The sequence below is a fragment of the Neoroseomonas eburnea genome (assembly GCF_018129005.1).
In the GTDB taxonomy this organism is placed as follows: Bacteria; Pseudomonadota; Alphaproteobacteria; order Acetobacterales; family Acetobacteraceae; genus Neoroseomonas; species Neoroseomonas eburnea.
The window spans coordinates 22,191-46,677 of the sequence record NZ_JAAEDL010000009.1; the positions used below are offsets into that span (position 1 = coordinate 22,191).

Annotated in this window: 20 protein-coding genes; 6 read left to right on the forward strand and 14 right to left on the reverse strand. The window is 70.5% G+C overall.

The window, feature by feature from the left end; genetic code table 11:
• The first annotated feature begins 80 nt into the window (after positions 1-80).
• The 3 genes from GXW74_RS10855 to GXW74_RS10865 all read left to right on the forward strand — a co-directional run bounded on the left by GXW74_RS10855 (position 81) and on the right by GXW74_RS10865 (position 6,410).
• A complete protein-coding gene (locus tag GXW74_RS10855; protein ID WP_211846525.1) occupies positions 81-4,415 on the forward strand; it encodes a choice-of-anchor I family protein in 4,335 nt (1,444 codons plus the stop codon).
• Between the two features lie 133 nt (positions 4,416-4,548).
• On the forward strand, positions 4,549-5,010 hold the full coding sequence (locus tag GXW74_RS10860) for an MmcB family DNA repair protein (RefSeq protein ID WP_211846526.1): 462 nt from the start codon (positions 4,549-4,551) through the stop codon (positions 5,008-5,010).
• A 227-nt stretch (positions 5,011-5,237) separates the two neighbouring features.
• Positions 5,238-6,410 (forward strand): SAM-dependent methyltransferase, encoded by a 1,173-nt coding sequence (locus GXW74_RS10865; protein WP_211846527.1) that lies wholly within the window; start codon positions 5,238-5,240, stop codon positions 6,408-6,410.
• A gap of 42 nt (positions 6,411-6,452) precedes the next feature.
• On the opposite strand, the gene rfaE1 is transcribed toward GXW74_RS10865, so the two are convergent.
• The 4 genes from rfaE1 to thrC all read right to left on the reverse strand — a co-directional run bounded on the left by rfaE1 (position 6,453) and on the right by thrC (position 12,394).
• Complete coding sequence (gene rfaE1, locus GXW74_RS10870) at positions 6,453-7,913, reverse strand: D-glycero-beta-D-manno-heptose-7-phosphate kinase (RefSeq protein WP_211846528.1); 1,461 nt, start codon at positions 7,911-7,913, stop codon at positions 6,453-6,455.
• A gap of 318 nt (positions 7,914-8,231) precedes the next feature.
• Positions 8,232-9,557 carry a TldD/PmbA family protein gene (locus tag GXW74_RS10875; RefSeq protein ID WP_211846529.1) on the reverse strand — a complete coding sequence of 442 codons (1,326 nt, stop codon included), beginning with the start codon at positions 9,555-9,557 and terminating at the stop codon, positions 8,232-8,234.
• 154 nt (positions 9,558-9,711) lie between these two features.
• Positions 9,712-10,977 carry a M16 family metallopeptidase gene (locus GXW74_RS10880; protein WP_211846530.1) on the reverse strand — a complete coding sequence of 422 codons (1,266 nt, stop codon included), beginning with the start codon at positions 10,975-10,977 and terminating at the stop codon, positions 9,712-9,714.
• 19 nt (positions 10,978-10,996) lie between these two features.
• Complete coding sequence (gene thrC, locus GXW74_RS10885) at positions 10,997-12,394, reverse strand: threonine synthase (protein ID WP_211846531.1); 1,398 nt, start codon at positions 12,392-12,394, stop codon at positions 10,997-10,999.
• A 130-nt stretch (positions 12,395-12,524) separates the two neighbouring features.
• On the opposite strand from thrC, the gene GXW74_RS10890 reads away from it, so the two are divergent.
• Positions 12,525-13,400 carry a WcbI family polysaccharide biosynthesis putative acetyltransferase gene (locus GXW74_RS10890; RefSeq protein WP_211846532.1) on the forward strand — a complete coding sequence of 292 codons (876 nt, stop codon included), beginning with the start codon at positions 12,525-12,527 and terminating at the stop codon, positions 13,398-13,400.
• An 18-nt stretch (positions 13,401-13,418) separates the two neighbouring features.
• Here GXW74_RS10890 and GXW74_RS10895 read toward each other — a convergent pair whose 3' ends face one another.
• From GXW74_RS10895 to GXW74_RS10935, 10 genes are all read right to left on the reverse strand, one after another.
• On the reverse strand, positions 13,419-14,903 hold the full coding sequence (locus GXW74_RS10895) for a carboxypeptidase M32 (RefSeq protein WP_211846533.1): 1,485 nt from the start codon (positions 14,901-14,903) through the stop codon (positions 13,419-13,421).
• Positions 14,904-14,910: 7 nt separating this feature from the next.
• Positions 14,911-15,591 (reverse strand): SURF1 family protein, encoded by a 681-nt coding sequence (locus GXW74_RS10900; RefSeq protein WP_211846534.1) that lies wholly within the window; start codon positions 15,589-15,591, stop codon positions 14,911-14,913.
• A 105-nt stretch (positions 15,592-15,696) separates the two neighbouring features.
• Positions 15,697-16,047 (reverse strand): DUF983 domain-containing protein, encoded by a 351-nt coding sequence (locus tag GXW74_RS10905; protein ID WP_338148204.1) that lies wholly within the window; start codon positions 16,045-16,047, stop codon positions 15,697-15,699.
• A 305-nt stretch (positions 16,048-16,352) separates the two neighbouring features.
• Entirely contained in the window at positions 16,353-17,204 is an 852-nt protein-coding gene (locus tag GXW74_RS10910; protein WP_211846535.1) for a cytochrome c oxidase subunit 3, read from the reverse strand.
• Between the two features lie 146 nt (positions 17,205-17,350).
• Positions 17,351-17,968: a cytochrome c oxidase assembly protein gene (locus GXW74_RS10915; RefSeq protein WP_211846536.1), complete on the reverse strand. Its 618-nt coding sequence runs from the start codon at positions 17,966-17,968 to the stop codon at positions 17,351-17,353.
• Positions 17,969-18,164: 196 nt separating this feature from the next.
• Positions 18,165-18,293, reverse strand: a complete 129-nt coding sequence (locus tag GXW74_RS28375; RefSeq protein WP_272877266.1) for a hypothetical protein — start codon at positions 18,291-18,293, stop codon at positions 18,165-18,167.
• Entirely contained in the window at positions 18,290-19,249 is a 960-nt protein-coding gene (locus GXW74_RS10920; RefSeq protein WP_211846537.1) for a heme o synthase, read from the reverse strand. The genes GXW74_RS28375 and GXW74_RS10920 overlap by 4 nt, the downstream gene beginning before the upstream one ends.
• A gap of 24 nt (positions 19,250-19,273) precedes the next feature.
• Entirely contained in the window at positions 19,274-20,869 is a 1,596-nt protein-coding gene (ctaD, locus tag GXW74_RS10925; protein WP_211846538.1) for a cytochrome c oxidase subunit I, read from the reverse strand.
• Between the two features lie 23 nt (positions 20,870-20,892).
• Positions 20,893-21,786 (reverse strand): cytochrome c oxidase subunit II, encoded by an 894-nt coding sequence (gene coxB / locus GXW74_RS10930; protein WP_211846539.1) that lies wholly within the window; start codon positions 21,784-21,786, stop codon positions 20,893-20,895.
• 393 nt (positions 21,787-22,179) lie between these two features.
• A complete protein-coding gene (locus GXW74_RS10935) occupies positions 22,180-22,503 on the reverse strand; it encodes an ArsR/SmtB family transcription factor (protein ID WP_338148205.1) in 324 nt (107 codons plus the stop codon).
• A 136-nt stretch (positions 22,504-22,639) separates the two neighbouring features.
• On the opposite strand from GXW74_RS10935, the gene GXW74_RS10940 reads away from it, so the two are divergent.
• Together GXW74_RS10940 and GXW74_RS10945 are read left to right on the forward strand one after the other, a co-directional pair.
• Positions 22,640-23,608 carry a metal ABC transporter solute-binding protein, Zn/Mn family gene (locus GXW74_RS10940; protein WP_211846541.1) on the forward strand — a complete coding sequence of 323 codons (969 nt, stop codon included), beginning with the start codon at positions 22,640-22,642 and terminating at the stop codon, positions 23,606-23,608.
• Positions 23,605-24,363 (forward strand): metal ABC transporter ATP-binding protein, encoded by a 759-nt coding sequence (locus tag GXW74_RS10945; RefSeq protein ID WP_211846542.1) that lies wholly within the window; start codon positions 23,605-23,607, stop codon positions 24,361-24,363. Before GXW74_RS10940 ends, GXW74_RS10945 begins: the two co-directional genes overlap by 4 nt.
• Positions 24,364-24,487: the final 124 nt, after the last annotated feature.

Sequence of the window (24,487 nt, forward strand, 5' to 3'; positions counted from 1 at the left end):
CGCCTGTCACCGGCACATGCGAGCGGACCTTCGGATCTCCCTTCTATCGGGCTCGTGACGTTTCACAGCCGGAGCTCCCCATGTCAGGCACCCAACTCAGCGCCACCGCCACGTCCACCGTGGCCCATACGGGGGCGAACGGTTCCGCCGCGCTGAACGCGGAAGTCGCGGCCTTCGATGCGGCGACCGGCCTCCTCTTCGTGGTGGCGCCGGACGGCCTCGACGTGATCGATCCGGCAACCGGCGCCATCCTCACGAGCCTCGACACCGGGGCCTTCGGCAACATCAACAGCGTCGCCGCGCATGACGGCGTCATCGCCCTGGCCCTCGAAGCCGTGCCGAAGACCGAGCCGGGCACGGTGCTGGTCTTCGACGTGGCGCGCAGCGGCGACGAGGTGACGCTGACCGAGCGTGGCTATGGCGCGATCACGGTCGGCGCGCAGCCCGACCAGATCACCTTCTCCCCGGACGGCACGAAGCTGCTGACGGCCAACGAGGGCGAGCCGAATTCCTACGGCCAGGTTGACAGCGTCGATCCCGTGGGGTCGGTCAGCATCATCGACGTCGCCACCGGCAGCGTCGCCACGGCCGACTTCACGGCCTTCAACGCGGCCAGGGACGCACTCATCGCCGACGGCGTGCGCATTTTCGGACCCGATGCGACGGTCGCGCAGGACCTCGAGCCCGAATACATCACGATCGACCCGAACGATCCCGGCACGGCCTATGTGACGCTGCAGGAGGCCAACGCGATCGGCGTGCTCGACATCGAGACGGCGACCTTCACCGGCATCCTGCCGCTCGGCTTCAAGGACCATTCGCTGCCCGGCAACGAGATCTCGCTGAACGACCAGGACAATGTCTTCGCCCCGGTCAGCGCGCCGGTCTTCGGCATGTACCTGCCGGATGCGATCAAGGCGGTGGACATCGGCGGCACCACCTACCTGATCACCGCGAACGAGGGCGATGCCCGCGCCGACTGGCCCGGCTTCAACGAGGAGGCGCGCGTCTCCTCCCTGACGCTCGACCCGGTTGCCTTCCCCGATGCCGAGGTGAACGCCGCGCTCGGCCGGCTCACCGTCACCACCACCATGGGCGACACCGACAGCGACGGCGACTACGACCAGCTCTACGCCTTCGGCGGGCGTTCCTTCAGCGTCTGGACCACGGACGGCACGCTGGTCTTCGACAGCGGCAACATGCTGGACGAGATCATCGCCACGGAGTTCCCGGCCAACTACGACGAGAACCGCGACGACAACAAGGGCGTCGAGCCGGAAGGCCTGACCATCGGCCAGATCGACGGCGAAACCTACCTCTTCGTCGGGCTGGAGCGCGCCAACGGCGTCGCCTCCTTCCGCATCGACGGGGCGGACGAGTTCACCTTCACCGGCTTCATCACCACCCCGGACGACGAGGCGCCGGAGGTGATCACCTTCATCCCCGCCGAGGAGTCGCCGGACGGGACCCCGCTGCTGGTCGTGCCGAACGAGGGCAGCGCCACCACCTCCCTCTACGAGCTCTCCGGGACCTTCACCCTCCAGCTCCTGCACTTCTCCGACGGCGAGGCCGGGCTGCTCGCCTCCGACACGGCGCCGAACCTCGCCGCGCTGGTCGACGCCTTCGACGACGACTACGCCAATACGCTGATCCTCTCGGGCGGCGACAACTACATCCCGGGGCCCTTCCTGGCGGCGGGCACGGATGCCTCGGTCGCCGCGACGCACAGCCGCGGCAACAATCCCGGCGCGGCGGATATCGAGATCCACAACCGGATCGGCGTCGAGGCCTCCACCGTCGGCAACCATGAATTCGACCTCGGCACCAATGCCTTCGCCGATGCCGTGGCCGACGCGGCCTTCCCCTACCTGACCTCGAACCTGGACTTCTCCGGCGACGGTGCGCTGTCGGGCCGTTACACCGACACCACGGCGACGGCGGGCCTCGAGAACGCCGCCGGCCTCGCCGGCCGCATCGTGCCCTCCGCCGTGGTGGAAAAGGGCGATGAGCTGATCGGCCTGGTCGGCGTCACGACGCAGATCCTCGAGGCGATCTCCTCGACGGGCGGCGTCGAGGTCGAAGGCTTCGCCGGCGACGGCAGCGAGACCAACGACATGGCGCTGCTCGCGGCCCAGCTCCAGCCGGTCATCGACGACCTGATCGCGCAGGGCGTCAACAAGATTGTGCTGATGGCGCACCTGCAGCAGATCGACTTCGAGCAACAGCTCGCGCCGCTGCTGTCGGGCGTGGACATCATCCTCGCCGCCGGCTCCAACACCCGCCTCGGCGATGCCGACGACGAGGCGGTGGAGTTCCCCGGCCACGCGGCGGACTTCGCCGACACCTACCCGATCCTCACCAACGGCGCGGACGGCGGCACCACGCTGATCGTCAACACCGACAACGAGTACACCTATCTCGGCCGCCTGGTCGTCGAGTTCGACGCCGAAGGCCGCATCATCACCGACAGCCTCGACCCGGCGATCAACGGCGCCTACGCCGCGACGACGGAGAACGTGGCCGAAGCCTGGGGCGTGACCGAGGCGGAACTCGACACCACCGCCTTCGCCGAAGGCACCAAGGGCGACCAGGTCGCCGAGATCACCGAGGCCGTGCAGGCGGTGATCAGCGCAAAGGATGGCGAAATCTGGGGCTACACCGACGTCTATCTCGAAGGTGAGCGCAACCAGGTCCGCAACCAGGAGACCAACCTCGGCAACATCACCGCCGATGCCAACCTGCTGGCGGCGCAGGATGCCCTCGGCGGCGGGCTGCTGGTCGGCTCGCTGAAGAACGGCGGCGGCATCCGCAGCCAGATCGGCGCCATCGACGTGGTGACCGGGGACAAGGAGCCGCCGCTCGCCAACCCGGATGCCGGCAAGGCGGAAGGCGGCGTCTCGACCCTCGACATCGAGAACGCGCTGCGCTTCGACAACAAGCTGATGGTGTTCGACACCACGGCGGCCGGGCTCAAGGCCATCCTGGAGCACGGCGTCGCCTCGCTGGGCAACCAGGGGCGCTATCCGCAGATCGGCGGCCTCAGTGTCTCCTACGACCCGGATGCGCCGGCGGGCTCGCGCGTCGTCAACCTCGCGGTGATCGACGCGGACGGCAATGTCATCGCCCGCCTGATCGAGAATGGCGAGGTCAGCGCCGATGCGCCGGACAGCATCTCCGTCGTGACCCTGAACTTCATCGCCAATGGCGGCGACGGCTACCCGGTGAAGGCGAACGGCGAGAACTTCCGCTACCTGCTCGCCGACGGCACGCTCGGGCCGGCGCTCGACGAGAGCGTGGACTTCGTCTCCGTCACCCCGGCCGACGCGCTGGGCGAACAGCAGGCGATGAAGGAGTACATGGCGGCGAAGCATGCCACGCCGGAGACCGCCTACGACGAGGCGGACACCTCGGCGACGGGCGACGAGCGACTGCAGGACCTCAACGTCCGGGCCACGGACACGGTGTTCGAAGGCATCACCCTGGCCGGCACGGGTGTGCTCGACGGCACGGCGGGCGACGATGCGCTGACCGGCGGCCACGGTGCCGATACCCTGCTCGGCGGCCTCGGCGACGACAGCCTCACGGGTCGCACCGGTGCCGACAGCATCGATGCGGGCGGCGGCGCCGACAGCATCGACGCGGGGAGCAATCACGACGTGGTGCTGGCCGGCGGCGGCAACGACACGGTGGATGGCGGCTACCAGCACGATCTCCTGGACGGCGGCGACGGCGACGATGTCCTGCTCACGGGCCACGGCAACGACACCGCCCTCGGCGGCGCCGGCCACGACCTGCTGATCGGCGATGCCGGCGAGGACAGCCTGCTCGGCGGCGAGGGCAACGACACGCTCGACGGCGGCTTCTATCGCGACATCCTGGACGGCGGCGAGGGCGACGACATTCTCGACGGCGGCATCGGCGACGACACGCTGATCGGCGGGGAGGGCAACGACACGCTCGACGGCGGCGTATTCCACGATACGCTCGACGGCGGCAGCGGCGACGACCTGCTGATGGGCGGCCTCGGCAACGATATCCTGGACGGCGGCGCAGGCAACGACTCCATGCTCGGCGGAATCGGCCACGACATCCTGCTCGGGGGCGAGGGCAACGACACCATCCTCGGCGAGATGGGCGGCGACATCATCACGGGCGGTGCCGGCGACGACGTGCTGACCGGCGGCATGGGGTTCGACATCTTCGTCTTCGGATCCGGCACCGGCGACGACGTCATCACCGACTTCCATCCGGCGGACAGGATCGCGCTGGAAGACGGCGTCGGCGTGCTCGGCTACCGCACCGACCATGTCGGCGGGACGGCGAAGGTGGACTTCGTCATCGACCTCGACGATGGCGGGTCGATCACCCTGCTCGACTTCTGGACCAATCACCCGGAAGTCATGTTCGTGGTGTGACGCGAGCGGGGCGGGGGTGGGCCGCGTGCCCTCCCCCCGTTCCGCCTGCGGCGATCCGGGCAGGCCGCCGCCTCCGAGGTGGGGGCAAGCCGCGCCCCTTGCCTCATCTCGAACGAAGCGCGAACATCGCCGCATGGACGCGCCCGCCCGCACCCTCGCCGTCACCCGCGCCGCTGCCCGCTTCTGCGCGCTGCGCGGCTGGGCGCCGGTCGAGCAGGTGCCGCTGCCGGATGGCCGCCGCGCCGACATCCTCGCCCTGCAGCCGAGCGGCGACTTCGTCATCCTCGAAGTGAAGTCCTGCGCGCGGGATTTCCTCTCGGACGCCAAATGGCCCGACTACCGCGCCTGGTGCGACCGGCTCTATTTCGCCGTGGACCTCGACTTCCCCCAGGAACTGCTGCCGCAGGACACCGGCCTGGTGATCGCGGAGGACCGCGACGCCGCCCTGCTGCGGGACGCGCCGGACCATCGGCTCGCGCCGGCGCGCCGGCGGGCGCTGCTGCATCGCTATGCGATGCTCGCCGGCGGCCGCCTCGCCGCGCTGGCGGATCCGGCCGGTGCCGCCGAACTGCGTGCGGCGCTTCGGCTGGAATAGGGCAGGCGCCGATCGCGCGGAATCAGTCGACCGGGCGAGGCTGCACGCGAATCCGGACGGCAGCAGCCATGCCGTGAGCCGCTGCGAACGGAAGCGACTCCGACGGCGTCGCTTGACCTCTGCACGGCGCGCCACGAATCGTGCGACCGGCTCGATGGGCGAGCATCTCCACGCAGACGGTCGGTGCCGGGCGCCTGCGACATATTCCGGTCGGCGGGGCTGGGGGCATGGGACGTCTTCCTTGGTGGTTCTCGCCGGCAGGCCGGCGACAGCGGCGGGAGGCCGCCCGCCGCAGGGAGGCGCAGGACCTTCTCGACCTTCTCGCCGGCGATGCCGAATTCGCGCCGCGCCTCCACGCGCTGGTGGTCGAGGCGATCGGCCATCGCCTCGCCTCGCCCAACGACGCGGAGGGCCGGCCGCATCTCGACCCGCTCTCGCTCGCCCTGCGCGAGCTGCCGAACACCGTCCTGAACGTGAAGACGCTCGCCGCGGACCTGGCGCGCCGGCAGGCCGAGCGCCTGCCGGCCGTGCCGCCGCCTGCGGCGCCGCGCCGCATCCGCCTGACCAGCCGCGTCTGCCGCCAGGCGGACATGGAACAGCCCTGGATGGCGCATTGGCGGGAGGCGCTGGGCGCACGGCTCTCCTATCACCGCAAGGCCTGGGAATACGGCTTCATCCTGCAGGCGCTGTGGGAAGCCGGCATGCTGGCGCCCGGGAAACGCGGCGTCGGCTTCGCGGTCGGGCAGGAGCCCCTGCCCTCGTTCCTCGCCGCGCGCGGCGTGGAAGTGCTGGCGACCGACCTCGATTCCGCCGATGGCCGCGCCGCCGCCTGGGCCGCCACGCGGCAGAACGCCGCGCGGCTCGACGACCTGCACCACGCGCGCCTGGTCGACCGCGAGACCTTCCTCGCCCGCTGCAGCTTCCGCCCGGTGGACATGAACCACGTGCCGGCGGACCTTGCCGGCGGCTTCGACTTCGTCTGGTCCTCCTGCTCCTTCGAGCATCTCGGCTCGATCGAGCAGGGGCTCGCCTTCGTCGAGGCGACGATGGCGTGCCTGAAGCCCGGCGGCATCGCGGTGCACACGACCGAGTACCGCTTCTCGGAGGACGGGCCGAAGCTCGACAACTGGCCCTGCGTGGCCTTCTCCTGGCAGGACATGAAGATGCTCGCCGGGCGGCTCGCCGTGCGCGGCCACCGCATGCTGCCGATCGAGGAAGCCGCGGGGCGGCTGCCGCTCGACGGCTACATCGATACGCCGCCCTATGCGCCGATGTCGGGCAAGGGGCTGGCCCTGCCGGCGCCGCCGCATCTGCGTGTCAGCGTGGAAGGGATACCGGCGACCTCGCTCGGGATCATCGTGCAGGCTGGGCCGGCCGGGCCTTCGGTTGCCTCGCCATGAAGGCCGTTGCTGCGCGCGCGGCCGCCACGCCAATGCTGCGCATCAGCCCCTGATCCGCGCCACCGTCGCCGTGGTGGAATTGCCCGGCAGGAGTTCGGCCAGCTTCACCTGGCCGCCGTAGTCGAGCACGATGTTGCCGCCGACCACCTGCTCCACCGTGTAGTCCGCGCCCTTCACCAGCACCTCGGGGCGCAGCGCGCGGATCAGCTCGATCGGCGTGTCCTCGTCGAACAGCGTCACGCAATCGACCGTGGCGAGCGAGGCCAGCACCGCCGCGCGCGCGGCCTCCGACTGGATCGGCCGCGCGGCGCCCTTCAGGCGCTTCACGGAGGCATCCGTGTTCAGCCCCACCACCAGCCGGTCGCACCAGGATCGCGCCTGCTCCAGCAGATGGACATGGCCGGGATGCAGCAGGTCGAAGCAGCCATTGGTGAAGCCGATGCGCCAGCCACGGCGGCGCCAGCGTTCCACCTGCTCGATCGCGGCCGAACGCGACATCACCTTTCGCAGGGCGCCGCGCTCGGGCGTCAGCGCCTCGAGCAGTTCCTCCTCGCGCGCCACCGCGGTGCCGACCTTGCCGACCACGATGCCGGCGGCGATGTTCGCCAGGCGCGCCGCGACCGGCAGCCCCAGCCCGGCCGCCAGCCCCGCCGAGAGCGCCGCCACCACCGTATCCCCGGCGCCGGAGACGTCGTGGACCTCCTCGGCCTCGGCCGGGAAGTGATGGACGCGGTCGCCGTCGAGCAGCGTCATGCCGTCCTCGCTGCGCGTCACCAGCACGGCACCGAAGCCATGCGCCGCCTTGAGAGCGCGCATGGCAGCGAGGATCCCCTCCTCGCTGTCCACCTTCATGCCGGTGGCTTCGGCGAGCTCGGCCCGGTTGGGCGTGACGATGTCAGCGCCGGCGTAGCGGGCATAGTCCCGGCCCTTGGGGTCCACCACCACCGGGCGGCCGGCGGCATGCGCGGATTCGATCAGCCGCTTCGCCGTATCGCCGTCGAGCACGCCCTTGCCGTAGTCGGACAGCACCAGCACGGTCGTCGCGGCCACCGCATCGCCGGCGATCTTCACCATGCGGTCGGCAAGGCGCGGATGGATGCCCTGCACCACCTCCTGGTCCGCGCGCAGCATGTGCTGGCCGTTGGCGATGAAGCGGGTCTTGGTGGTTGTGTGCCGGCCGCCCTGCACCAGCAGCCAGGGTTCGACGCCAGGCTGGCCGCCGATCAGGCCGGTCAGGTCGCTGCCCGCCTGGTCGTCGCCGACCACGGAGACGAAGGCGACCGCAGCGCCGAGCGCCGTGAGGTTGCGTACCACGTTGCCGGCGCCGCCGGGCATGGCGACCTCGCGCTCCACCGCCAGCACGGGCACGGGGGCCTCCGGACTGATGCGGCGGACCACGCCATAGACGTAGCGGTCGAGCATGGCGTCGCCCACCACCAGTACCGAGGCGCGGCGCAAGGCACGCACGGCGGCGACGAGGTCGGCGACGGGGAGTTCCGGCATCGGCCGGTCTGCGTCGGAGGCGGGGCCTTCCATGGGCAAGCCCTAACCCAGGCCCGTGTTGCGACGCAAGGTAACGAAAGAGTCTTTGTGTGCCCTCAGACGCCGGGCGGCGGCCCTCCGGCCGCCTTGGCTTCGCGCGGGCATGGCGTACCGGCGGCGGCGATCGGTCGCGCGCGGTCGCGCATGCGCGCTCCCGGCCCGACGCCAAGGGCCTCGGGCCGCGGGGTCTGGCCGCAACTCGCCCGCCAGGCGGCGGCCCTCCGGCCGCCTTGGCTTCGCGCGGGCATGGCGTACCGGCGGCGGCCCGGCGACCGGAGCCTAAGCGCCGGCCAGGGTCAGCCCGTCCACCCGGACCGTCGGACTGTCCGTGCCCCGGCGGAAGACGAGGTCGTCAGCCGGCGCCATGTTCAGGAACATCTCCCTGAGGTTGCCGGCGATGGTCACCTCGCTGACCGGTTCGGCCAATTGGCCGTTGCGGATCATGAAGCCGGCGGCCCCGCGGCTGTAGTCGCCGGTCAGGCCGTTCACACCCATCCCGATCAGGTCCGTGACGTAGAGGCCTTCCGCGATGTCGGCCATCAGCGCCGCCGGGGTCAGCCCGCCAGGTTCCAGCCAGAGGTTGGTCGGCGCCGGCCCCGGCGGGCCGCCGGCCCCGCGGCTGGCATGGCCTGTGGACGCAAGGCCGAGCTGCCGTGCCGACCGCCAGTCGAGCAGCCAGGTGGTGAGCACCCCGTCGGCGACGATCGCACGCCCTTCCCCGGGCATGCCCTCCCCGTCGAACGGCCGCGACCGCAGGCCGCGCCGGCGCAGCGGGTCGTCGCGCACGGTCAGCCCGGCGGCCAGCACCTGCTGCCCCATCCGGTCCTTCAGGAACGACGTCCCGCGCGCCACCGCCGCGCCGTTGATCGCGCCCGCCAGATGGCCGAGCAGGCTGCCCGCCACGCGCGGATCGAACACCACCGGAAGGCGTGTGGTCTTCGGCCGCGTCGGGTTCAGCCGGCGCACCGCCTGCTCTCCCGCCCGCCGGCCGATCGCGACGGGGTCATCCAGATCCGCGAGATGGACGGTCGAGGACCAGTCGTAGTCCCGCTCCATCGCCGTGCCGCTGCCGGCGAGCGCGGTGGCGGAAATGGCATGCGAGGTCCGGGCGTAGCCCCCGGCAAAGCCGTTGGAGGCCGCGAGGGCGATATCGTAGCGCCCCCAGCTCGCATCCGCCCCGTCGCTGTTGGTCACGCCGGGGACAGCGAGTGCCGCCTCCTCCGCCGCCGCCGCGCGGGCGAGCAGGTCCTGCGCGGAGGGTTCGACGGCATCCGTCAGATCGAGGTCGCGCGGCGGGGTCGCCACGGCCGTCGGCAGGCCGCCAAAGGGATCCTCCGGCACCACGCGGGCCATCGCCACGGCGCGCTCCGCCAGCGCCGCGAAGCCCTTCGGATCAGGATCGGTGGAGGAGACGATCGCCTGGCGCTGGCCGAGGAAGACACGCAGACCGAGATCGCACCCCTCGGAGCGTTCCAGCTGCTCGATCTGACCGAGGCGGCGACGGACGGAGAGCGAGGCGGACGCCACCAGCAAGGCGTCGGCAGCATCGGCGCCGGCACGCTTCGCGGCGGCGATCAGGTCCTGAAGGGCGGCGAGACGGTCCATCTGAAAAATCCCCCGGGCGGGCAGAAGGCCGGGGGGAAGGGAACTTCCCCCCGGACCCCCCAACCTTCTTTGGCACCTGGAGACTGACCTCCGAGATCAGTTCCCAAAGGACAAAGAAGGGAGGGGGATCGGGGGAGGTTCTCCTCCCCCGACCTTACGCCGCCAGCTTCTCCATGATCGCATCCACCGACGGCACGTGTTCCGCCGGCCCCATCGCCGCCAGCGTCGGCCGTGCGCGAAAGGCCATCGCGGCCGCCTGCTGCACCTGTTCGACGGTGACGGCCGCGATCTTCGCCTTGGTCTCCTCGACCGGGATCACCCGGCCGAAGACCTGGAGCTGCCGCGCGAGCTGTTCGCAGCGGCTGCCGGTGGACTCCAGCGACATCAGCAGCGAGGCCCGAAGCTGCGCCTTGGCGCGCGCGAGTTCTTCTTCCGTCACGTCGCGCTGCACGGCGCGCAGCGCCTCGATCGTCACGGGCATCAGCTCGGCCGCTTCCTTCTCGCCGGTGCCGGCGTAGATCTGGAACAGCCCGCCGTCCCGGAAGGGCGAGGCGAAGGAGTAGATGGAATAGACCAGCCCGCGCTTCTCGCGGATCTCCTGGAACAGCCGCGACGACATGCCGCCGCCGAGCAGGGTGGACAGAAGCTGCGTCGGATAGTGCATCGGGTCGCCATGCTTCACCGAGGGGAAGCCGAGCACGATGTGCACCTGGTCGAGGTCGCGCGCCTCGCGGAACTCGCCGCCGGCATAGCGCGCGGCTTCCGCCGTCGCGGTGGAGGTCGCCGGCAGGTCGGCGAAATGGGTGCGCACCAGGTCGAGCAGCGCCTCGTGCTCCAGCGCGCCAGCGGCGGCGACGACCATCGCCTCCGGCCCGTAATGCGTGCGCATGTAGCCGATCAGCGCCTCGCGGCTCATCGCCTTGATGGTGTCCTCGGTGCCGAGCACCGGGCGGCCCATCGCCTGGGCGGGGAAGGCGGTCTCCTGGAAGTGGTCGAAGACGATGTCGTCCGGCGTGTCGTTGGCCTGGCCGATTTCCTGCAGGATCACGCCGCGCTCGCGCTCGATCTCGTCCGGCGCGAAGGTGGAGTGGGTCAGGATGTCGCCGATGATGTCGACGGCGAGGCCCGTGTCCTCCTTCAGCACCTTGGCGTAGAAGGCGGTCTGCTCGCGCGCTGTGTAGGCGTTGAGATGCCCGCCGACATTCTCGATCTCGCGGGAGATGGCGGCGGCATCGCGCCGCGCCGTGCCCTTGAAGGCCATGTGCTCGAGGAAGTGGGAGACGCCGTTGACCTCCGGCGCCTCATGCCGCGTGCCGACGCCGACATAGGCGCCGACCGAGACGGTCTCGACGCGCGGCATGGTCTCGGAGACGACGGTGAGCCCGTTCTGCAGGCGCGTGACGCGGACGGCATCGTTCATGGTGCGGGGGGTGTTTCCTTCAGGCGGCGTTGCGGAGGGCATGGGCGCGGACCGCCGCCTCGATGGCGGCGAGGTCGTTCGGCAGGACGCCGAAGCGCTCCTCCCGCTCATATAGGTCGGAAAGCCGCGCCGGCAGGGGGGGGCGGATGCCGGTCGCGCGTTCCACGGCATCGGGGAACTTCGCCGGATGCGCGGTGGCGGCGACGACGACCGGGACAGCCGGGTCGGCCGGCGCCAGGGCGCGTGCCGCGGCGGTGCCGACCGCGGTGTGCGGGTCCGCGAGGTAGCCCGCCGCCGACCATTGATGCCGGATCTCCGCCAGCGTGCCGGCATCGTCCAGGGTGAAGCCGCGAAAGATCTCGGTCGCGCGGCGCCAGGCGGCGTCGGGCACCGGCATGCGGCCCTCGGTGCGGAAGCGCGTCATGGTCTCGGCCGTCGCAGTGCCGTCGCGGCCGAGCAGCTCGAAGAGCAGCCGCTCGAAATTGGACGAGACCTGGATATCCATCGACGGCGAGAGCGAAGGTTCGACCGGCTTCGCGCTCATGTCGTTGCTGGCGAGGAAGCGCGCCAGGATGTCGTTGCGGTTGGACCCGATGATCAGGTTGCTGATGGGCAGCCCCATGCGCCGCGCCGCCCAGGCCGCCAGGACATTGCCGAAATTGCCCGTCGGCACGCTGAAGGCCACTTCGCGATCCGGCGCGCCGAGAGCCAGGGCGGCCGCGACGTAGTAGGGGATCTGCGCCGCGATGCGCGCCCAGTTGATGGAATTGACGGCGGACAGCCGCATCTCGGCGCGGAAGGGGGCGTCGTTGAACATCGCCTTCACCAGGTCCTGGCAGGCGTCGAAATCGCCCTGCACCGCGATGTTCTTCACGTTCGGCGCCAGCACCGTGGTCATCTGCCGGCGCTGCACCTCGGAGGTGCGATTCTCGGGGTGCAGGATGACGATGTCGACCGCGCGACGGTCGCGGCAGGCCTCGATGGCGGCGGAGCCGGTGTCTCCGGAGGTCGCGCCCACGATAGTCACCCGTTCGCCGCGCTTCTCCAGCACGTGGTCGAACATCCGCCCGAGCAGTTGCAGCGCCATGTCCTTGAAGGCGAGCGTCGGCCCGTGGAAGAGCTCGAGGGCGAAGGTCCGGTGGTCGAGCTGTACAAGCGGCACCACGGCCGGATGACCGAAGCCGGCATAGGCCTCGGCGCAGATCGTTTCCAAAGGCAGGCCGGTGGCGCCGAACAGGCCGATGATTCGTGCCGCCAGCGCCGGATAGGGCAGGCCCCGCAGCGCCCGCCATTGCGCGGCTGTGAGCACCGGCCATTCCTCCGGCACGAAGAGCCCGCCATCCTCGGCGAGCCCCGCCAGCAGGACGGCTTCGAAGTCGCGCGGGGCGGCCTGCCCGCGGGTGGAGACGTAGCGCATGGGGCGGAGTGATACAGACCCGGCCGGCACGGGGCGAGAGGGCATCCGCCGGATTGCGCCTCCGGGCCGTCTTTCCTAGGGTCCCTCGGCGTCCGGGCCCGAACAGGCAGGCCCCGCAGGAACCCGACCGATGCACGTCGCCCTGCTGGGCAATTGCCAGGTGCCGCTGCTCGCCGAGGCACTGCGGCGGGCCAGCCCACGGCTCAGGGTGGAAGCGATACGGGAGATCCACCTGCTCGGCCCGGCCGACGAAGCGGGGGCCCTGGCACGGCTCGCCGAGGCGGAAGTGATCCTGTGCCAGCGGGTCACCCACCAGTTCACCGATGCCCGCGGCATCCCCGGCCTCAGCACCACCGCCCTCGCGAGGCGCTTCCCAGGGCGGGTGATCACCTTCCCGAATGTCTATTTCGGCGGCTACACGCCGGATGTCCGCCACCTGCTGACAGACGGTCTCCAGCCGATCGGCGGGCCGCTCGGGGACTACCATGTCGGCCAGGTGCTGGAGGCGTACCGCCGCGGCGAGCCGGCCGCCGCCGCATCGGCACGGCTGGATGGCGAGGAACTCCTCGCCGCCGCCCCCGACCCCTTCGCCACGGCGCTCGACCAGATCCGCGCGAGGGAGAAGGACACCGACATCGTCATCAGCGACGTCATCGGGCGCGTCATGAGGAATGGCCGCCACTTCCACACGCCGAACCACCCGTCGAACCTGCTGCTGCTCTGGCTGGCGATGCGCCTCGCCCAGGCGGCCAGGCTCGAATTCGACCCGGCCGCGGCCGGGCCGCTGCCCATGGCGCTGGACCAGATCGACCTGCCGGCCTATCCGGCGATCCTCCGCCGCTATGGCATGGCGCCGGAAACGGAGCGCGCCTATCGCGGCGTCAGCGTCATCCAGGCGGCGGCGGGCAGGGTGCGCTACGGCGGCGCGCAGACCTACACCCCGGCCGGGCTCACCGAGGCGTTCTACCGCGTCTACGACGCGCTCGATGCTCTCCCGCCGGGCTGACGGGCGTCGGCACGCCCGTCAGGCGAGGTACCTCGCCCGCAGGTGATCGATGAAGTCCTGCGGGTCAAGCGGCTTGCCGGTCGCCGCGCGCAGCAGGTCCTGGAAGCCGAGCAGCGAGCCCTTGCCGTGGACATTCCTCCGCAGCCAGGCGAGCAGCGGCGCCATGTCCCCCTCCGCCAGCGCGGCATCGAGACCGGGCTCGGCAGCGCGCGCCGCCTTCATGAGCTGCGCCGCCGCCATGGCGCCGAGGGTATAGGAGGGGAAGTAGCCGAAGGCGCCGTCGTGCCAATGGATGTCCTGCAGGCAGCCCCTGGCGTCGTCCGGCGGGGTGATGCCGAGCATGCGGTGCAGCGCCTCGTTCCAGGCGCCGGGCAGGTCGGCGACCTCGAGGTCGCCGGCGATCATCGCGCGCTCCAGCCGGAAGCGCAGGATGACATGGGCGGGGTAGGTGATCTCGTCGGCGTCGACGCGGATGAAGCCGCGTTCGACGTGCCGCCACAGGCCGGCGAGGTTTTCCGCGGCATAGGGCGCCGCCGGCCCGCCGAAAACGCTGCGCAGCTCCCGCCCGAGGAAGCCGAGGAAGGCATCGGACCGGCAGGCCTGCATCTCGACGATCAGCGACTGCGATTCATGCACCGCCATGCCGGCGGCGTCGCCCACCGGCTGGCGCGCGAAGGCTTCCGGCAGGCCGCGCTCGTAGAGGGCGTGGCCGGTCTCGTGCAGCACGCCGAGCAGCGCCTTGGAGGCATCCTTCTCGTCGTAGAAGGTGGTCAGCCGCACGTCGGCCGGCGTGCCGCCGCAGAAGGGATGCAGCGATTCATCGAGGCGCGCATGCTCGTAGTCGAGGCCGACCCGCTCGGAGAGACGCCGGCAGAGCGCACGCTGCAGTTCGGTCGGGAAGGGCCCCGGCAGCGGCACCGGGGCGGGCTTCGCGGCCTGGATCGCTTCGGCACGCGGCAGGGCCTCGGCGAGAAAGGCTTCGTAGGCGGCGAAGACCGGCTCGACATCGGCGGCGGTGATGCCGCGCTGGTAGCCGTCCATCAGCGCGTCATAGGGGCCCATGGACAGCGCCGCGGCGAGCGCCTGCGCCGTCTCCCGCTGCAGGCGCACCACCTCGGTCAGGGCCGGGCGGACGAGCGCGAAATCGGCGCGCGCCTTCGCCTCCCGCCAGAGCTTCTCGCAGGCGGAATTGGCCCGCGCGGTCGCCTCGACGAGGTCCGTCGGCAGGGCGGTGCCGCGGGCATGGGCGTGCTCCATCAGCGCGAGGTTCGCCTCTTCCCACTCGCCTTCGGCGCGGGCGATCTCGAGATCCTCCTCGACCACCGGGGCGATCAGCAGCTCATGCGCCAGGCCGGCGAGGGCGGCGAGCTGCTCCCCGCGCGATTCGCCGCCGCCGGGCGGCATCATGGTCGAGGCGTCCCAGTGCAGCATGGCGGCCGCCTCCCCTAGCGCGGCGATGCGCGCGAAGCGGGCCTTCAGGCGGTCATAGGCGGCGTTGTGCATGTCGCTTTCAATCCTTCAGCCGCCGCCGCGCCCAGACGAGGAAGACCCCGACGAGGGCGGCCGCGAGGCCGTACCAGGTGATGGCATAGCCCAGGTGATTGTTCCTGGGACGGGGCAGGAGGCGGTCCGGCTCGGGCAGGCCCCGCGGCTCGCCGAGGGCCACCAGGCCGAAGGGCGCGACCTCCGGCAGGCCGAGCGCGGCGCCGATCGCGGCCGGGTCGAAGCTGTGGAAGTGCCGGCCCGGCACGTCGTCCCGCGCGGCGAACATGCCCGCGGTCTCGCCCGGCCTCACCCAGCCGGTGACGCGGAGCGGGCCCTCGGGCCGGTCGATCGGGGCGCTGCGCTGCAGGGGCACCCAGCCGCGATCGACCAGGACCGGCGGCGCGCCGTCCCGCAGCAGGGGGACGAGAAGCCGAGCGCCGAGGGTGGTGCCGCGCACCTCGAGGCCGAGCAGGGCTTCGCGGGTATGGTCGAAGCGGCCGGCGGCCTCGACCTTGGCGAAGGCGTCGGGGGCGGCGGGAAGCGGGGCGGCAGGGCCGGCCTCGGCCGCGGCGATGCGGTCGAGGATGCCGGTCTTCCAGGCGAGGCGTCCGACCTGCCAGGTGCCGAGGCCGAGCAGCACCGCCAGGACGGGCACTGCGACCAGGATCGGCAGGAGCAGCCGGCGCAGGCCGTGGGGGGACGCCATGGAGGGTGGCTATACGGGGTCGCGCAGGGGCCCGGAAGAGCCCGGGGCGGAAGGCGCGGCCGGGGTGGGGAACAGGTGCCGCACGGGACGCCCGGGGCCCCTCCGTCAGGCCGAGTCGCGCCGGTGGCGCCATTGCAGCGCGACCAGCGCCGCCTTCGCCACCCGCATGGTCAGGACCGAAAGGGGCAGGACCAGCGCCGGCCACAGTACCGCGTGGACCCAGAGCGGCGGCTCGAACCGGACATCGACCCAGAGGGCGAGGCCGACCGTGACGGCACCGATGAAAAAGATACCCGCGACCGCCGGCCCGTCCCCCGCATCATGCGCCCGCAGGTCGAGGCCGCAGGACTCGCAGCTTTCGCGAATGTCGAGCACGCCGCGGAACAGCTTGCCCTTGCCGCAGCGCGGACAACGGCCGAGCAGCGCCACGGTTGCGAAGGAAGCCCCTTCAGTCACCAGCACCCTCCACGGAAGCCCCGGAAAAAACACGCGGCCGGGCCCTAGAGCAGAGCCCGATCCGGTGGAATCACCCGATCGGACAAAGATGCTCGCGAAAACAAAAGGCTGGAGCGGTTGCCGTGAGCCAAGGCGAACGGAAACCGCTCTTAGGCCAGGCCGGGAGCGCGACTGCGCCACCTCGGCGGACTGTCCCCCACCCGCCAGGGCCAGACATGAAAAAGCGCCGCACGGCGCTTTTCCGAACGGGCTCCAAGGTCGGGGCGGCCGGATGGCCGCCGCCCGGCGCCCGCGGGGGCATCAGATCAGTGCTGCGCGATCTCGCCCGCGCCCCACCAGTAGATGCAGACGAAGAGGAACAGCCACACCACGTCCACGAAGTGCCAGTACCAGGCCGCGGCCTCGAAGCCGAAATGCTTCTCCGGCGTGAAGTGGCCCTTCATCGCGCGCAGCAGGCAGACCGCGAGGAAGGTGGTGCCGACGATCACGTGGAAACCGTGGAAGCCGGTGGCGAGGAAGAACACCGAGGGATAGACGCCGCCGTCCCGGAAGGGGAAGGGCGCCATCGAGTATTCCCAGGCCTGCAGCGAGGTGAAGAGGACGCCGAGCAGCACCGTCAGCGCCAGACCCTGGACCAGCGCCTTGCGGTCGTTGTTGATCAGCGCCGCATGCGCCCAGGTCACCGTGCAGCCCGAGAGCAGCAGGATCATGGTGTTGAGGAAAGGCAGGCCCCACGGGTCGAAGGTATGGATGCCGCGCGGCGGCCAGACCGCCGGCGCCGCCGCGCCGGAGACATGGTCCGGATACAGCGCGAAGTGGAAATAGGCCCAGAAGAAGGCGACGAAGAACATCACCTCGGAGGCGATGAACAGCGTCATGCCGTAACGCAGGCCGATGCGCACGATCGGCGAATGCAGGCCCGGCGTGCTGCTTTCCTTCACCACGTCCCGCCACCAGAAGAACATGGTGGAGAGCACGCCGAGCAGGCCGAGCCAGAACACCCACTGGCTGCCGTTGTGGGCCCAGAGAACGATGCCGAGCACCAGCGCGCCGCCGCTGAAGGAACCCATCAACGGCCAGGGCGAGGGATCCACCAGATGGTACGGGTGCTTGTAGGGCGATGCGCCGTTGCCGTGCGCTTCAGTGGTGGTGGCCATCGTAATTCCTGGACCTGAGGGCGCGCGCGGAAAGGCCGGCTGGGCCGCCCGCATCTCGGCGCATCAATCCCGAAATCGCCTGCCGGATCAAGTCCGGCGGGGCGAAGAATGCCGCTCGGACCGCGGCCGCAACCAGCTTCGCGGCGTCAGTTGGCCCGCGGTGCCGCGACACGCCCGACATGCGGCCCGGCGCTGGCCAGGGCGCCCGCGCGCTGCGCGTCCTCCAGCGTGCGATAGAAGGTGTAGGAGAGCGTGATGGTGGTGACCTCGCGCGTGTTCGGGTCCTCGGCGATGCGCGGGTCGACCCAGAAGGTGACCGGCATGTCCGCGCGCTGGCCCGGAGCGAGCGTCTGCTCGTCGAAGCAGAAGCAGGCCACCTTGTGGAAGTAGCGGCCCACCTTCTCCGGCGTGACGTTGTAGACCGAGATGCCGGTGACCGGCGTCTCCGCCCGGTTGTCCGCGCTGTAGAAGGCGAGACCTTCCTCGCCGAGCCGGATGGTCATGGCGGGCTGCTCGGCGCGGAAGTTCCAGGGCAGGCTGCGGTCGGTCTGGGCGGCGAAGCGGACGGTGATGGTGCGGTCCGTCGCGCCCGGCGCCAGCTCGCCGCGCTGCACCGTGCCGTTGTAGCCGGTGACGCGGCAGAAGAGGTCATAGAGCGGCACCGCGGCGAAGGAGACGCCGACCATGCCGGCGGCCACCGCGGCAATGCCATAGCCCATGCGCCTGTTGCGGCGGCGCATCGCCTCCGCGCGTGTCGTGTCCATGGGCGTCATCTGCCCCTGGTGGCGCGAGGGCGCAAGGGCATCCGCCGGCATAAGGGGTTGAGAGAGGCGCTGCCCCGCTCAAACTCCCCGCGCCAGAGGCTTAAGGCCTTCGGAAACCGGTACCTTGGGTCTCCGCGGGTCCAGGGGACCGCAGTCCCCTGGTGGGGGAGTTCGAGGGGGCAAAGCCCCCTCGATCCTAGCCTCGCAGCACCCGCGCCATGCCGATGAAATACACCAGCACGACCAGCGCGATCAGCGCCAGCAGCAGCGCGATGTTGCGCCCCCGCCGCCGCTTCTCGAAGACCGCGCGTTCTTCCGGCGTCATGGCGAGAAGACCAGGCGATCCACCGCGACCGCCGCGAAGATCGTGAACAGATAGGTCAGCGAGAAGCGGAAGCACGCCTTGGCCGGCGCATCCCCGGTCAGGCTGCGGCCGGCCTCGTCCTGCCGATCGCGCAGCACGGCGACCGCATGGCGCAGGAACAGTGCCCCCAGCAGCGCGGCGACCGCGGCGTAGGCGGGGCCGGAGAAGCCCGCCAGCCACGGCACGAGGCCGAGCGGCGCGAGCAGCACGGTGTAGATCACGATCTGCCGCCGCGTCTCCTTCGCCCCGGCCGAGACGGGCAGCATCGGCACGCCGGCGCGCGCGTAGTCGTCATGCGCCCAGAGCGCGAGCGCCCAGAAATGCGGCGGCGTCCAGAAGAAGATGATGGCGAACAGCAGGATCGGCACCAGCGTGACGTCGCCGGTGACGGCCGCCCAGCCGATCACCGGCGGGAAGGCGCCGGCCGCGCCGCCGATGACGATGTTCTGCGGCGTCCGCCGCTTCAGCCACATGGTGTAGACGAAGACGTAGAAGGCGATGGACAGGGCCAGGATCGTCGCCGCGGCGACATTCGTCGCCAGCCACATCACGGTGACGGAAGCGACCGAGAGCCACACACCGAAGGCGAGCGCCGCCCCCGGCGCGATGCGTCCGGCCGGGATCGGCCGCCTTGATGTCCGCCGCATCACCGCGTCGATGTCGCGGTCGTACCACATGTTGATGGCACCCGCGGCGCCGGAGGCGACCGCGATGCACAGGATGGCCGTCGCCGCCAGCACCGGGTGCATGGACAGCGCGCCGGGCGCCACCAGCATCCCGATCAGGCCGGTGAAGACCACGAGTGTCATCACCCGCGGCTTCAGCAGCGCGATCCAGTCCCGCACTTCCGACATGTCGTAGGAAGCAGGAAGGGGGGCAGCGCCCCCCTGTCCCCTTTCCATGGCGCTGTCGCTCATGGTCACTCCATCGGGCCACGCGCCTCAGCGCACGCGCGGCAGCTCATCGAAGGTGTGGAACGGCGGCGGGGAGGAGACCTGCCACTCGAGCGTCGTTGCGCCGGCACCCCAGGGGTTGTTCGCCACCTTCTCGGTCGAACGGAAGGTCAGCCACACCACGTAGAGGAACAGCAGCAGCGACGCGGCCGAGATGTAGGACCCCACCGAGGCGATGAAGTTCCACGCGGTCAGCGCCTCCGGATAATCCGGGTAACGGCGCGGCATGCCCTGGTTGCCCGAGAAGTGCATCGGGAAGAAGGTCAGGTTCACACCGATGAAGGTCATCCAGAAGTGCACCTTGCCCCAGAATTCGGGGTACTGCTTGCCGCTCATCTTGCCGATCCAGTAGTAGAAGCCGGCATAGATGGTGAACACCGCACCCAGGCTGAGCACGTAGTGGAAGTGCGCAACCACGTAGTAGGTGTTGTGCAGGATCTGCGTCAGCGGCGCATTGGCCAGCACCACGCCGGTCACGCCGCCCACGGTGAACAGGAAGATGAAGCCGATGGCGAAGAGCATCGGCGTCTTCAGCTCGATGGAGCCGCCCCACATGGTGGCAATCCAGGAGAAGATCTTGATGCCGGTCGGCACGGCGATGACCATCGTCGCGGCCATGAAGTAGGCGCGGGTGTCCACGTCGATGCCCGACTGGAACATGTGGTGCGCCCACACGATGAAGCCGACGAAGCCGATCGCGACCATGGCGTAGGCCATGCCGAGGTAGCCGAACACCGGCTTGCGGCTGAAGGTCGAGATCACGTGGCTGATGATGCCGAAGCCCGGCAGGATCATGATGTAGACTTCGGGGTGGCCGAAGAACCAGAACAGGTGCTGGAACAGCACCGGGTCGCCGCCGCCTTCCGGCTTGAAGAAGGCCGTGCCGAAGTTGCGGTCGGTGATCAGCATGGTGATCGCGCCCGCCAGCACCGGCACCGCGAGCAGCAGCAGGAAGGCGGTGACCAGCATCGACCACACGAACAGCGGCATCTTGTGCAGGGTCATGCCCGGCGCGCGCATGTTCAGGATGGTGGTGATGAAGTTCGCCGCACCCATGATGGAGGAGGCACCCGCCAGGTGCAGCGAGAACAGCGCGAGATCCATCGCCATGGACGGATGGAACTGGTTGCTCGACAGCGGCGGGTAGATCGTCCAGCCCGCGCCCGGCCCCTCACCGATGAAGGCGGAGGCGCCCAGCAGCAGGAAGGCCGGCACCAGAAGCCAGAAGCTGATGTTGTTCATGCGCGGGAAGGCCATGTCCGGCGCGCCGATCATCAGCGGCACGAACCAGTTGCCGAACCCGCCGATCAGCGCCGGCATGACCACGAAGAACACCATGATCAGGCCATGCGCCGACACCAGGGCGTTCCACACCTGCCCGTCGGCGAAGATCTGCATCCCCGGCTGCTGCAGCTCCATGCGCATCAGCACCGAGATGCCGACGCCGATCAGCGCCGCGAAGACGGAGAAGATGATGTAGAGCGTCCCGATGTCCTTGTGGTTCGTCGAGAACAGCCAGCGGGCGACGAAGCCCGGCTTGTGGTCGTGATGATCGTCGTGATGCGCGTCGGTTGCGGTCGCCATCGTCTGTCCCTTTCGGCCGCGTCTTACTGGCGCGCCTGAGCGATCTGAAGGGTGCCCTGGGCGGCGGCCACGATCGGCGCCGCCGGCTCCTCGGCCCGGGCGAAGCGCGTGCGCGCCTCGGCCACCCACTTGTCGAAGTCCTCGCGGCTCACCGCGCGCACCGCGATCGGCATGAACCAATGGTTGGTCCCGCAGATCTGGTTGCACTGGCCGTAGAACACGCCCTCGCGGTCGGCCCGCATCCAGGTCTCGAGCGTGCGACCCGGGATGCTGTAGCGCTGGATGCCGAGGGCGGGCACGAAGAAGGAATGGATCACGTCGTAGCCCGTGGTCAGCACGCGGACATTGGCGCCCACCGGGATCACCAGCTCATTGTCCACCGCGAGGCGGTACAGGTTGCGGCGTTCCGGCGGAAGCTGGTCCTCGGCGACCGGGTAGCTGTCGAAGCTGAAGTTGCCGTGGTCCGGATAGGTGTAGTTCCAGTACCACTGGCGGCCCTGCACGCTGATCGTGATGTCCGCGTTCGGCGTGCGGTCCTGGTAGTAGATCAGCCGGAAGGACGGGATCGCGATGACCACCAGGATCAGCACCGGCACCACCGTCCAGGCCACTTCCAGCAGCGTGTGGTGGCTGGTTGTGGACGGGTTCGGATTGGCCGAGGCGCGATAGCGCCACACGCACCAGGCCAGCAGCAGCATCACGAAGATCGTGATGCCGACGATGATGCTGAAGACCAGCGTGTTGAAGTGGTGGATGGCGTCCTTGATCGGACCGCCCGATTCCTGCAGCCCCATGCCCCAGGCATGCGGCGCGCCGACCGCGCCTTCCGCCAAGGCCGGAGCCGCCGCCATCATCGTGGCCATGCCGGCCAGACCGGCGATCGCCGCCAAGATGCGCTTCCCGTCGCTCACCCGCATCACCATTCCCCGTGCGCGTCGGCCGCGCAGCCCCTAGAAAACCGATTCATCGCAGCCTGCCGCCACGCCGGGCGCAGCGCACGCCGCACCCCTCCCGGATGATGCGCCGCGCGCGGACCATAATCGCGCCAGCCCGCACCGCACAAGTGAGCACTCTCTGATGAAAGGCATTCCCGTGCCCGCGCTGATCCGGCCAGGAAATGCCGGCGGGCCTTCGGGAATGCCGGCGCCGGGCCCGGCCCCGCGCCGATGGCGCCAGGATCCCCGGCCGCGCGGCGCCGCCCCGCCGAACGGGCGCGCCAGCACGCATCGCGGATCGGCCGCTCGGAGCCCGTTCGGAAACGCGCCTCATGGCGCGTTTGCGGGCCGGCGCCGGACTTTCCAGACGGTTTCTCAGGTCTCGGTCTCCGTCTGGTCCTCCTCGCTGACGTGGTCGACCATGTCCGTCAGCATCGACCGGATGTGCTCATCCCCCACCACGTAGAAGACCTGCCGCCCGCGCCGGTCCGCCTGCAGCAGCCGCGCCGCGCGCAACAGCCGCAGATGGTGCGACACGAGCGAGGCCGAGATGCCGAGCCGCTCGGCCATCTCCCCCACCGCCGCCGGCGCATCCAGGCAGGCCAGGATGATCTTCAGCCGCGTCGGATCGCTCATCAGGCGGAAGGTCTCCGCCAGTTCCACCACCAGGTCCTCGCCGATCCTCGTCCGCGCGCGCACCCGCCACTCCTTCACGATCCCGCAGCCTCGCCCGCGGCAGCCCACCACCGCAAGACCCGCCCTTGACATGCCGCGCCAACAGGGCAACTTCCGCCATACCGTCTAACTTATTGAAAAACAAAGGATAATTGAAGACATGAATACGTGTTCATCCGTTCGCCGCCGGACACTGCTCGGCGCCGCCGTCCTCGGCCTGCCCGCCCGGGCCCAGGCGCAGGCGCGGCGGCCGCCCCTGGCGCTCGCCACCGTCGGCATGGTCGGCGACATGGTGCGCAGCCTCGCCGGGCCCCATCTGCACACCGAGACGCTGATCGGCGAGGGCGTCGACCCGCACCTTTTCCGCCCGACGCGCAACGACATCTCCCGCCTGCTCGCCGCCGACCTGGTTTTCGGCAATGGCCACCGCCTGGAAGGGCGGATGGGCGACGTGCTGGAACGCGCCCGCGGCGCCGGCAAGCCGGTGGTGCTGGTGGCCGAGACGCTGCCCCGCGCCCGGCTGCGCGCGAGCCCCGACTACCCCGATGCCGCCGACCCACATGTCTGGATGGACCCGACCCTCTGGGCGGAGGCCGCCGGCGGCGCGGCGGAGGCACTCGCCCGCTACATGCCCGCCCAGCAGGCAACCTTCGCGGAAGGCTTGGCGGCATTCCGGACCCGCCTCGCCCGCCTCGACGCCTATGGGCGGGAGGCGCTGGGCTCCATCCCCGCCCCGCAACGCCTGCTGGTCACCGCCCATGATGCCTTCGCCTATTTCGGCGCCCGCTACGGCCTCGAGGTGGACAGCATCCAGGGTCTCTCGACCGAAGCCGAGGCGAACCTTGCCCGCATCGAGGCGCTGGTCCGCACCCTGGTCGATCGCCAGGTGCCCGCCGTCTTTGCCGAATCCTCTGTGCCCGACCGCGCGGTGCGGGCGCTGATCGAAGGGGCCGGCGCGCGCGGCCAGCGAGTCGCGCTCGGCGGCAACCTCTTCTCCGATTCGATGGGCCGGCCAGGGACCTACGAGGGCACCTATGAAGGGATGCTCGACCACAACATCACCACCATCGCCCGCGCCCTGGGCGGCCGCGTCCCCGCCCGTGGCCTGAACGGGAGGCTGGCGGCGTGACCACGGCCCCGCCGCTCGAGATCCGCAGCCTGACGGTCGCCTACGGGGACCATCCGGTGCTGTGGGACGTCACCTGGGTGGCGCCGGAGGGGCTGACCGCCATCGTCGGCCCGAATGGCGCCGGCAAGTCCACGCTGATCAAGGCGGCGCTCGGGCTCATCCCCGCGCTGTCCGGCAGCGCGGCCTTCTTCGGCCGGCCGCTGGACGAGGTGCGCAACCGGGTCGGCTACCTCCCGCAGCGCGCAAGCGTGGACTGGGACTTCCCGGCAACCGCGCTCGATGTCGTCTGCATGGCGCGCTATCCGCGCATGGCCTGGTGGGGCCGCGTGCCGCGCGCCGAGCGCGAGGCCGCCCGTGCCGCGCTCGCCGAGGTGGGTCTCGAGGAATTCGCCGAACGCCAGATCGGCCGCCTGTCCGGCGGCCAGCAGCAGCGCGTCTTCCTCGCCCGGGCGCTGGCGCAGGATTCCGACCTCTACCTGATGGACGAGCCCTTCGCCGCGGTGGACGCGGCGACGGAACAGGCGATCGTCGCCGTGCTGCGCCGCCTGACCGAGGCCGGGCGCAGCGTCGTCGCGGTGCATCACGACCTCTCGACCGTGCCGGACTACTTTTCCAACGTGTTGCTGCTGAACGGGCGGGCGGTTGCGGCCGGCACGGTCCAGCAGGCCTTCACGCCGGAGACGATCGCGGCGGCCTATGGCGGCAGGCTGAACCTGCTGGAAGGAGCTTCGGTGGCGGCGGGGGCGCGGGCATGAGGCGTTCGAACAGGGCGGAGGGAAGGGAACTTCCCCCCGCGCGCCCCGACCTTCCTTGGCAGCCGGGAACCGACTTCGGAGGGCAGTCTCCAGGTGACAAGGAAGGGCGGGGGTTCGGAGGAGC

Excerpts from the sequence above, each read along its gene's own strand:
- GXW74_RS10855 (WP_211846525.1), top strand. The coding sequence starts at position 81 with ATGTCAGGCACCCAACTCAGCGCCACCGCCACGTCCACCGTGGCCCAT.
- GXW74_RS10860 (WP_211846526.1), top strand. The coding sequence starts at position 4,549 with ATGGACGCGCCCGCCCGCACCCTCGCCGTCACCCGCGCCGCTGCCCGC.
- GXW74_RS10865 (WP_211846527.1), top strand. The coding sequence starts at position 5,238 with ATGGGACGTCTTCCTTGGTGGTTCTCGCCGGCAGGCCGGCGACAGCGG.
- rfaE1 (WP_211846528.1), bottom strand. The coding sequence starts at position 7,913 with ATGCCGGAACTCCCCGTCGCCGACCTCGTCGCCGCCGTGCGTGCCTTG.
- GXW74_RS10875 (WP_211846529.1), bottom strand. The coding sequence starts at position 9,557 with ATGGACCGTCTCGCCGCCCTTCAGGACCTGATCGCCGCCGCGAAGCGT.
- GXW74_RS10880 (WP_211846530.1), bottom strand. The coding sequence starts at position 10,977 with ATGAACGATGCCGTCCGCGTCACGCGCCTGCAGAACGGGCTCACCGTC.
- thrC (WP_211846531.1), bottom strand. The coding sequence starts at position 12,394 with ATGCGCTACGTCTCCACCCGCGGGCAGGCCGCCCCGCGCGACTTCGAA.
- GXW74_RS10890 (WP_211846532.1), top strand. The coding sequence starts at position 12,525 with ATGCACGTCGCCCTGCTGGGCAATTGCCAGGTGCCGCTGCTCGCCGAG.
- GXW74_RS10895 (WP_211846533.1), bottom strand. The coding sequence starts at position 14,903 with ATGCACAACGCCGCCTATGACCGCCTGAAGGCCCGCTTCGCGCGCATC.
- GXW74_RS10900 (WP_211846534.1), bottom strand. The coding sequence starts at position 15,591 with ATGGCGTCCCCCCACGGCCTGCGCCGGCTGCTCCTGCCGATCCTGGTC.
- GXW74_RS10910 (WP_211846535.1), bottom strand. The coding sequence starts at position 17,204 with ATGGCCACCACCACTGAAGCGCACGGCAACGGCGCATCGCCCTACAAG.
- GXW74_RS10915 (WP_211846536.1), bottom strand. The coding sequence starts at position 17,968 with ATGGACACGACACGCGCGGAGGCGATGCGCCGCCGCAACAGGCGCATG.
- GXW74_RS28375 (WP_272877266.1), bottom strand. The coding sequence starts at position 18,293 with ATGACGCCGGAAGAACGCGCGGTCTTCGAGAAGCGGCGGCGGGGGCGC.
- GXW74_RS10920 (WP_211846537.1), bottom strand. The coding sequence starts at position 19,249 with ATGAGCGACAGCGCCATGGAAAGGGGACAGGGGGGCGCTGCCCCCCTT.
- ctaD (WP_211846538.1), bottom strand. The coding sequence starts at position 20,869 with ATGGCGACCGCAACCGACGCGCATCACGACGATCATCACGACCACAAG.
- coxB (WP_211846539.1), bottom strand. The coding sequence starts at position 21,786 with ATGCGGGTGAGCGACGGGAAGCGCATCTTGGCGGCGATCGCCGGTCTG.
- GXW74_RS10940 (WP_211846541.1), top strand. The coding sequence starts at position 22,640 with ATGAATACGTGTTCATCCGTTCGCCGCCGGACACTGCTCGGCGCCGCC.